This is a genomic window from Streptomyces sp. NPDC001933, assembly GCF_042890955.1.
Classification (GTDB): domain Bacteria; phylum Actinomycetota; class Actinomycetes; order Streptomycetales; family Streptomycetaceae; genus Streptomyces.
The window spans coordinates 19,816-27,611 of the sequence record NZ_JBIASS010000041.1 but is presented as its reverse complement, the minus strand read 5'-3'; the positions used below and the strand labels follow the sequence as shown (position 1 = coordinate 27,611).

The window sequence follows — 7,796 nt, the reverse complement described above, 5'->3', positions numbered from 1 at the left end:
AGTACCGGCACGGCATCCTCGGCGGATTCCTCGCCGGGACGGGCCTCGCTCTCGATAGACCGGACAGACCCTAATACGCCGAAGTCAGTAACGCGCTGGACAGCAGGCTGGACCGTCCGGGTCCGGTCAAACTTCCGCAGCGGACCGGACGTCACGTGCGGCGATATGCCCCTGCTCGGTCTTCGGCGGGCTGCGGCGGCCGCGCCAGGGCAGAGTCGACTGCTCTCATTCACCTGCCCGGGGTGCGGGGCACGAGCATGGCCGCCAGACAGGCAGCAAGGGTGAGTCCCGCGGGAGCGAGGAATGCACCGCGCGCCGGGGACGAACTCACCAGCGACCGCGCCGGTCGCGTACACGGACACGATCACCGCGAGTCCGGCTGCTCCACCCAGCTGTTGAGTGGTCTGCAGCAAACCGGATGCCGACCCGGCGTGTTCGGGCTCGACGCCGCCGACGACGAGTAAGGCCGCAGGCATGAAGGTGAGGCCGGCGGCGATGCCGTTGGGGAGCAGCGGGCCGAGGACGGGTGCACACCCCCGCTTGCACACCGCGCACGACACGTTCGTCGACCTCGGTTGCGCGGCGTTCGCCGAGCGTACTCGCCGCGAACTGCTGGGCTATCGCCCGGCTCCGTCGGGGAGCGGTGCATCAACCCAGAGATCGGCGCTCAGCTGATCCTGAGCGCCCGCACGGTCGAATGGCACCTGCGCAAGGTGTTCATGAAGCTGGACACCGGCTGGCGGCAGGAGCTGTCCGCAGCTCCGTCACGGCTCGACTGAAAGTCCGCCCGTACGGGATTCCTTCGACCGGCCGGATCCTGTCGAAGGTCACCGGGCGGTCGGAGCCACGATGTGCTTCAGAGCGGAGCTGAGGTCCTTCCGGGACGAAACGCCGAGCTTTCCGTAGACCTTACGGAGGTGCCATTCGACGGTGCGAGCGCTGAGGAACAGCTGGGCACCGATCTCCGGATTGGTGCGGCCTTCACAGGCGAGTCGCGCGATGAGGCTTTCCTGCGCGGTCAGGACGCTGGTGTTCGCCACTGTGTGTTTGCGTACCCTCTCGCCGGTCGCCAGCAGTTCGTGGCGGGCACGCTCGGCGAAGGCATTCGCGCCGATCTCGGACAGCAAGTCGTGGGCGGCGTGCAGGTGGGTGCGCGCGTCGCCGCGCCGGTTCTCGCGTCGTAGCCACTCTCCGTAGAGCAAATGGGCGCGGCCGAGTTCGGGTCGCAGTCTGGTGCGGGCCAGCAGGTCGATGGCCTTCTCGTACAGTGCCTCAGCGTTCGCCCCGGTGCTGAGCAGGGCTCTGGAGCGTGCCTCCACCCCGAGTCCGAAGTCAGTGCTGCCGGCCTGTGCCGATTTCGCGAGCCGCTCCAATGCGGCTTCAGCTTTCCTCGAGGCCCCGGTTCTGGCCGCGGCCTCGATGAGCTCAGGCAGCGCCCACAGCGACACGTACAACCCCGGCGCATCGGAACTCGCCTGCTCGGCGGCCGCGAGTGCTTTGTCATAGCGGCCGTGTCCGTTGTGCAGGATCGCTGCTGCCCAGTGGGCGAAAGCCACGGCGATGCCCTGTCCGCTGGCGGTGGCTTCGGTGACGGTCGCCTCGATCAGTGGCAGGGCGAGCGTTTGATCGCCGCGCAGGCTCGCGAGAATCACTGAGGTGAACGGCGCCGCCTGGGTGCCGGTCGCCTCGCATACCGCCTCAGACTCGGTGACCAGCGCCGCCGCCGCGTCGAAGTCGCCGGACCAGGCCGTCGCGGTGCCAAGCGCCGCCAGCATCACCGGGTACGAATCGAACAGGCCGGCCGTGCGCATGGCGCCGACCTGTCGCTCCAGCATCACGCGCCAGGTGTCCAGGTCCCCCAGAGCGCTGCTGGCTGCCTGCGCGAACCAGCCCCACCGCATATCCACCGTCGGTGGGATACCGGGATCCGTGAAGGTGTCCGCGACCAGTCGCAGCTTTGGCGCTGCGGCGGACAGGCCCTCGGTGACCAGCAGGGTGAGCGAGTCGAGGACGAGCTCGGCTCTCTCGGGCCGCGCCGACCTTGGCAGTTGCTGGGCGGAGGCGGACACCTCGGCCAGTCCACCGCCCGTCGCCAGGCTGCCGGTGAACAGGGCCGACATCCAAGCCATCAGGTAGGTGTCGCGTGCCAGGTCGAGATCGAGCGGCTCCAGACGCTCGGCAGCCTTCAATATCAGCGGAGGCGCCTCACTCCCGAGCCCGCGGGCAAAGGCGACATATCCGCGCAGTAGATCGACGCGTGCGCTCTGCAGCTCGGTCAGCGGGGCAACCTCTGCCGATGCCAGCAGTGCCTGGGCTGGGTCGTACGCCCCGGCACGCAGGTTCGCCTGCGCTGCAGCCAGAACGCGCTCCACACGGCGCGTCGGGTCGAGCGAGAGCCGGACCGAACGCTCCAGAAATGCGGCCGCCGCAGCGGGTCCACCGCGAGCCTGAGCCCGCCCGGCCGACCGCTCTAGCGCCGCCGCGATCTCCTCGTCGGGTGCGTCACTCGATTTGGACCAGTGCCAGACCTGACGGTCCGGATCCACCTGCGGGTCCGTCGCCTCCGCGAGCGCGAGATGCGCGGCCTCGCGTTCCGCAGGCGAACCCGCCCGGTACGCCGCGGACCTGAGCAGCGGATGGCGGAACCGCACTCGGGTGCCGAACTCCGCGAGGTCGGCGTCGATCGCGGGACCTGCCGCCCACTGCGGGATGCCGAGGCGGGCCGCGGCTCGCCATACGAGAGCCGAGTCGCCCGACGGATCGGCGGCAGCCAGCAGCAGGAGTGACTGGGTCTGGTCGGGCATCGTGCTCAGCCGACGGTGGAAGCTCTCCTCGATACGGCTGGTCAGCGGCGTCGTACTCGGTAGTCCGAACCCGCCAGCCAGTTGCGCGGGGGTCAGGTCCCGCGGCAGCTCCAGTAGAGCGAGAGGATTGCCGTCAGCCTCGGCAAGGATCTGATTGCGGACCTGTGGGTCCATCGGCCCGATCAGTGTGGAGTCGAACAGGGCGCGTGCGTCCGCCTCGGGGAGACCGGCGATCCGCAGTTCCGGCAGACCGGTGAGATCATCCCCAGGAACCCTGGTGCCGAAGACGAGTGCGATAGGGTCCGCCGCCAGGCGGCGCGCCACGAACCCTAGAGCCTGTGCCGAGGCGCGGTCGAGCCACTGCTGGTCGTCCACCACGATCAGCAGCGGTTGCTCCCCAGCCACCGAGGAAAGCAGACCGAGGACGGCGAGCGCCACCAGGAACCGGTCCGGGGTCGGACCTTCTTCCAGCCCGAATGCCACGCGCAGCGCGTCGCGTTGTGGAGCGGGGAGGTCCGTCGTCCGATCCAGGAACGGCGCGCACAATTGATGCAGCCCGGCAAAGGCGAGTTCCATTTCCGACTGCAGCCCGACCACGCGCAGCACATGGCAGCCGACGGCCTGGGCGGCCAGAAAATCCAATAGCGCCGTCTTCCCTACGCCCGGTTCGCCGCACAGCACCAGCGCACGGCTCTCGGTGGCCCGTAGAGCGGTGATCAGCTGGGTGAGTGCGACCCGCTCCGCCCTCCGGCCGACGAGGACGTTGGCTAGGCGACCCATCTCGTGCTCCCAAAGCGGCCTGATCTGCATCAAAGTTTCCTGATCATGCCATGGGCAGGAACTACCGACAATCCCCGGCGTCCAGCGGGTCGCGGGGGATGGGGCACGTGCCCGTGCCACGTCAGGCCCGCGGATTCAGCTGTCCGAGGCGGCAGTTCGCGGAGCGACCGGATGACAAGCTTGCCGAAGACCTTGCGGAGGTGCCATTCGACGTGGCGGGCTGAGGAAGAGCTGGGTGCCGATCTCGGTGTTGGTGTGGCCATCGCGCGCGAGGTCGCCCCTCGACACACGCCTACCACCGCAGAGTCAACTCCTTCACCAGGCAGGCCAGATGCCGTAGGGAGACACCTGTGAACAGCCGATGCGCGAGGACCACCCGATTGACCTTGATCGACACGGGCGAATCATGTCACCCACCACCGACGACTCTCTCACCGGCTATCACGCGCCAGCTCGTAAGTAGTTCGCGTCGCTAGGCGGTGGTCGATGGAGGCGATGACAGCCAGTACGGAGAGGGTTGCAGCCAGCCCGAGCCAGCCCGCGATGGATGACATGGTTCCGAGTGGCGCCGCGCACACGGCCCCAACGACGCGGTCCGTGATCCGGCCGCTGCCCAGGAGGCCCCGGTACGCGGCGTGGCCCAGGAGGAACACGGCGGTGCCGGTACCGAGCCACCACCGGTGGGCTGGGTTGTCGAAGTGGTGGATGGCGTTCGTGATGCCTGCGGCGACGAGGACCACGCCGATGATCATGACGAGATGCGCTCCGGTGAACGCGTAGTAGGCCAGCGTCTGACGACGCTGTTCGGTCGCCTTCTCGAACTCCTCGTCGGCCCGGCTCTCGTCTCCGTCGAAGTACACCCACCACAGTCCCGATGCCACGGCGATACCCAGCGCCACTCCGAGCGCAAGAGGGGCGTCCACCGTGTGGCTGTCCGCGTTTTCGGCGCCGATCCCGATGGCCACCACTGACTCACCCAGCACGACCAACAGGAGAAGCGCGTGCCGTTCCACGAAGTGATGGGGTTCAATGATGAAACCCCGGATACGTCCGAGGAAGGGCGAGAGATAGAGGATGGGTACGGCTACGCCCCAGCATGCCCAGCCCCAGGCTTCCGGTAGGTGAGGGGCGACCAGCACCAGGACGCCGGCTGCCGCGTTGAACGGCATGTTGCGGAGGATGGCCTGCCGTGCTGATGGGGCGTCAGCGGTCAGGTAGACCAGACCGTGGATGGCGACGACGGCCAGATACGCCAGGGGAAAGGCCCAGCCTTCGGGGTCGAAGGCGTACGGCACGTCCAGGCCCATGATGAAGAAGCCCGCCATCGCGAGTGTCAGCAGCAGGCGTACCCGTGGCGCATCAGGTCTGACCGCATTGGTGAGCCAGCCGAACCCGCTGAACATCCACCAGACGATGACCAGCGGAAGGAGGGCCTTGAACAGACCGTCCCACCCCGGGTGGGACTCTATTGTGTGTGTGACCTGGGTTACAACGAAGACGAACACCAGGTCGAAGAAGAGCTCGGTGGGTGTCACTCGACCACCGCTGCTCTCGGAAAAACCCAGCAGCTTCTGGGCGGGGGTCACTCCACACCGTCCTGATCTGCTCATACCAGTCTGCTTTCCCTCGGTGCAATGACGGCAGCCTGAGCCGCCGGGGCCAGTGGTATCGGCCCGTTGGTGGCCGCCAAGAACGCCACATTCCGCTGTGGGCCCAGACCTTCATGGAGGACCGCGGCCCCGTCGATTTACTGACCGACGTATTCGCTGCAGGCGTCCGACTTGCCGGATGAGGTCCAGCGGGGCGGACGCACTGCTCGTAGGTGGCCGGCTACGTGGCAAGGCGACGCTCGATGAGGCCCGCCGCCTCAAGTTCCTTCAGGCGCTGAGAAAGCCGCAGACACCCAGCTGGACGTGCCCGTCGGTGAGCGCGCTCCGGCGAGTACCGAGCGCTGACCGCGGGCGTCTCCGACCGGCCATCGAGGCCTGGACCCTGATCTCCCACCCGTCCGCCCTCACGGACCGGATCTCCTTCCTCGCCGACGTCGCCGATCACCACGCCGGTGGAGATTCGCTACCAACTGGCCCCGGACGGCCAGCAGGTGGTGAATTTCCTGCGGCCGCTCGCGGAGTGGAACCTGCGCCGAGGCGCGCGCACCCGGGTCACAGGGCGAATGCCGGCAGCTTGACGTCCCCGGGCATCAGGTGCCTGACGCGAGGGCTATCTCCTCCAGCAGGGCGGCGAGTTCGAGCGGTCGTGACAGGAACGGCGAGTGGTCGGCGGCGAGCCGATGCAGGGTGTCAGACCGTTCGGCCAGTCTGCGCTGGCTCTCAGCGGGCAGCGCCTGGTCGTTCTCGCAGATGACGTACGTCGACGGAACGATGTGCCATCCCGCCGCCGTGAGGGGATCACTGAAGGACCGGCCGCTCTGGGGTACGAGCTGCTTTACCGCCTCCTCAGCGTCGTTGCGGGGCAGGTCGCCGTAGAACATGGCGATCGGGTTGTCGGGTATAGGCTCGTAGTCCTTCGGTTCCGAAGGGGTCGGCATGCCGTAGAAGTCGAGAAGGCTCTCGCCAATGTCGAGCTGGAAGGCTGAAAGGAACACCATCCGAGCCACGTTCTCGGCTCCGGCGACTGCCTGCGTGGCCGGTATTCCGCCGTAGGAATGAGCCACGACGATCACCGGGCCGTCGATGGCGTCCAGGGCTTCGCGGATGACCCTGGCGTCCTCCTTCATCCCGGTCAGTCCGCCGGCACTGGGCAGGTCGACCACCTTGGTCCTCCAGCCCCGGTGGTGCAGCATTGGCGTCAGCCGCTCCCAGCACCACGCTCCGTGCCATGCCCCGTGGACGAGGAGAAACGTCGGGTGCGAAGGCGCACCTGTCACACTGGCCTACCTTTCGTAACGAGGCCGGCGTCACGGAGTTGGTCCGTTCGTCAGCCGCAGGGATGGTGCGCGAGAGCCCGGAGCTCAGTTACGTTCCGCCTGGAACATCCAGTGCTGCTTCTCCAGGTCGGCGGTGACGCTGATGATCAAGTCCTGGGTGACCGGATCGGCTTCGGCGGTGCCGGTGATCCGTTCGCGCATCCTGGTGATGATCGCGGCAAGCAAGTCGACGAGGGCGGCCACAGCTTTGGTGTCCTGCACCCAGCCGGCCGGGTAGACGCGAGCCTCCTTGCTCCCGGCGACGGCTGCAACGCGTCCGTCGGGGGCGATGCCGAGCGCTGCGGCCCTCTCGGCGACCGAGTCGGAGAACATCCGAGCGCTCTGCACGACCGGTGGAGGGAGCGGAATCGGGGACCGTAGAGGGTCCAGTGGGCTTGTTTCGCCGTCAGCGACAGGTCGATCAGGTCTACCAGAGCGCCCTGAAGGGCCTCTGCGACGACCTTGCGGTCGGCTTCCGGCAGCGGGCTGGCGATAACGGACAAGGTGACTCCTCGTTCACTCGGGACGGGTTCGAATACGGGCACAGGGGCGGATGCTTTGGAAGGTCGAATTGGTCCTCCCCTGTCAGCAGGGGAGGATCCGTCATGCGGGGACTTCGTAGCTGGTGGACAGGGCGAGCCGAGCCAGACGGCGAGTTCGTCGGTGAGTGCGGCGGATTTGGCCTCGCCCCAGGCGAGGCAGTCCGCTCCAAGCCGTGGGAGCAGCGACGTCTCGGTCATGGCGAGATTGACGATGGCGGCGACCTGCATGCCGAAGCCATGGAACGCCCTCACGACGAATCACACCTGCGCGACTCCGTCCGATGAGTCGTTCATGCACGACCGGTGTCATGCCTGCAGGATGCAGACTCCGGCCGACAGGGGAGACCGGTGCCCCTGTGCCGATCTCCGCTCGTCGACCTCCGTTGACTCAAGGTAGCGGAGTGGCCAGTCGGCGACCGTCGCCCGCCGCCAGGAAGCGGGCGTGGGTTGGTCGCATCCCTTTGTCGCGCCGGTGAGTCGCAGTTGGTCACACAACGCGTCGAGGAGCGTGACGTGCGAGTCGATCTCGGGGGCGTACGAGGTGCCGTTGACGCTGAGGGTGATGTCCGCGTGCGGCGCGATGGGCGATAACTGCCCGCAGAGCCGTGCTTCGGTCTCTCTGTGCTTCATGGCGCCTCGTTTCTGAGTCGGGGAGACTGCGGTGCGCTCGTCGATCCGCGCCTGGCGTCGGGAACGGTTGTCGAGACCCTCCGTCATGCTGAATCCCGGGGGAGACCTTGAGGG

General features: G+C 67.5%; 4 protein-coding genes and 1 pseudogene. 1 reads left to right on the top strand and 4 read right to left on the bottom strand.

Annotation, left to right across the window (positions count from 1 at the left end; genetic code table 11):
* Positions 1–575: 575 nt before the first annotated feature.
* Entirely contained in the window at positions 576–779 is a 204-nt protein-coding gene (locus ACFYY7_RS42050) for a LuxR C-terminal-related transcriptional regulator (protein ID WP_388670682.1), read from the top strand.
* 48 nt (positions 780–827) lie between these two features.
* Here the strand turns inward: ACFYY7_RS42050 and ACFYY7_RS42045 are convergent, their stop codons facing one another.
* The 4 genes and pseudogenes from ACFYY7_RS42045 to ACFYY7_RS42030 all read right to left on the bottom strand — a co-directional run bounded on the left by ACFYY7_RS42045 (position 828) and on the right by ACFYY7_RS42030 (position 7,013).
* Positions 828–3,614 (bottom strand): AAA family ATPase, encoded by a 2,787-nt coding sequence (locus ACFYY7_RS42045; protein WP_388670679.1) that lies wholly within the window; start codon positions 3,612–3,614, stop codon positions 828–830.
* A gap of 401 nt (positions 3,615–4,015) precedes the next feature.
* Positions 4,016–5,119, bottom strand: a complete 1,104-nt coding sequence (locus tag ACFYY7_RS42040; RefSeq protein WP_388670676.1) for a low temperature requirement protein A — start codon at positions 5,117–5,119, stop codon at positions 4,016–4,018.
* Between the two features lie 665 nt (positions 5,120–5,784).
* Positions 5,785–6,471, bottom strand: coding sequence for an alpha/beta fold hydrolase (locus ACFYY7_RS42035; RefSeq protein ID WP_388670673.1), 687 nt, complete (start codon positions 6,469–6,471; stop codon positions 5,785–5,787).
* Positions 6,472–6,555: 84 nt separating this feature from the next.
* A pseudogene (locus tag ACFYY7_RS42030) lies at positions 6,556–7,013 on the bottom strand (Dps family protein).
* Positions 7,014–7,796 lie beyond the last annotated feature (783 nt).